The organism is Ferruginibacter sp., from assembly GCF_031430955.1.
In the GTDB taxonomy this organism is placed as follows: Bacteria; Bacteroidota; Bacteroidia; order Chitinophagales; family Chitinophagaceae; genus Ferruginibacter.
This window is the reverse complement of record NZ_JANPCM010000079.1, coordinates 1-1627: the sequence shown is the minus strand read 5'-3', so window position 1 is coordinate 1627 and position 1627 is coordinate 1. Positions and strand designations below refer to the sequence as shown.

2 protein-coding genes are annotated in these 1627 nt (G+C 40.2%); both read right to left on the bottom strand.

Translation table 11 applies throughout. The annotated features are described in order from the left end of the window. The coding region (locus tag ACY65O_RS02165; RefSeq protein WP_462219210.1) for a YybH family protein at positions 1 to 458 on the bottom strand (458 nt) is incomplete at its 3' end. A 148-nt stretch (positions 459 to 606) separates the two neighbouring features. Next, positions 607 to 1627, bottom strand: a 1021-nt coding sequence (locus ACY65O_RS02160) for a T9SS type A sorting domain-containing protein (RefSeq protein ID WP_462219209.1), incomplete at its 5' end; no start/stop codon positions are given.

Sequence of the window (1627 nt, the reverse complement as noted above, 5' to 3'; positions counted from 1 at the left end):
GCCATATATTTGCCCGTGTTAATCATTTTTCCTGTTACGTCTTTTTGTGTGGATGTTCCAGTTTCTGTAACAGTTTGCTCATTGCCAAATACATCCATTACATCGTAACTAACTACAGACCCTTTAGGTTTTTTTGCAAGGCCTTCTTTAATATCATTTAGGATAGCAGCTTTTCCTTTTACCATGGGTTTATTATTGGAAAGGCTTATGGCATCGTCGGCATAAAACGCAGCTATTGCATTGGTGTCACGGGCATTATCTGCAGCAGCCCAACTGTTTTCCAAAGCCTGTATAGTTGCTTTTAATTTAGTCATATCCGTTGTAACAGCAGCAGGTGGAGCAGCCTCTGTTGCTGTGGTGGCATCTGCTTTTTCTTCTGCAGCGTTATTACATCCAAGAGTTAAGCAAGCCAGGGCAACACAAAGTGTCGCTACTTTAAAAGGATTCATTTTTTTCATTTTTTGATTATTTTATTTATGAGTAAAAAATATACAATTGTATCCTGAATAGATAAAGGCATCAATGTTTGAATTTAAAAACGGGATTAAAAAAACCGGAAGCTGGATTAAACAGCTCCCGGAAATTTTTTAAACTGATACAGGCATTCTAATTGAGTTTTATCAATTTTACTACCTGCCTGTTGACACCCTGGGTAACTTCTGCAAAATAGGTTCCGCTAACCAGGTTAGCCCCCACATTAATGCTCGAAGTTTTTGTAAACACCCGGCTTAGTTCTTTCACTACTCCATTTACATCCATTAACCTAACTGTAACAGGTTCACTACTGTTGCTGATAACCTGTATCCTGAAATCGGTTATTGATGGATTGGGGCTTACACTTACTTTAAAAGGATTGGCTGTTGCCTTTGTTATTACAGGCTGGCTCACTAATGTTAAGGTTGGGGTACATGGTGCACCGCCGTGCACTTTTAAATTACCGCCACCCAGTATTTGTTCAACAGTGGCAGTGCCATTCCAGTTACTGGCAAACCACAAACCACCATCCTTATCCCAAACAGTAATGGCAATCTTATCAGATGAACCAGGTTCTCCCATATCTGTCATGGTTACCTGCAGTACAGCGTTGCCTGCTACCGCAACCGGCAACAATGGATTGGTGATATCAGTAATGTTTGCTTTACCATTAAAGGTGGCTGTTTTAGGGCAATTTTCATTTACTGCTAAAGAGGTCATGGAATTTCCTTTTACCTGGTACACCCGCATTACACCTGCTTCCATTTTTCTTACAATGGTATTAATATTACCCTGCAGGTTAGTTCTAGCTTTATTGTATTTAACATTGAAACCAAAATTGTTTTTAGTGCCTGCCGTGCCTGCTTTAATACCAGCTGAGCTGGTAAGAACGAGGTATCCGCCACCGGTGATGAATAATTCACCTAATGGTTTAGCTACTGTTACAACCGTATTATCATCCGAGCTGTTGCGGCAATAATAATTATTAACAATAATGCCAATGGTAAATTGCTGTGCATCACCACTGATGGTTACGGGATAGTTATAGGTTGCAGTACCCGTTTTAAAGTCGCCGGGGTTTACCAGGCCAACTGGTACAGTAGCAATTATGGTATTGTTATCCCGGTTTATAAATGTAACCGTTGCATTTCTG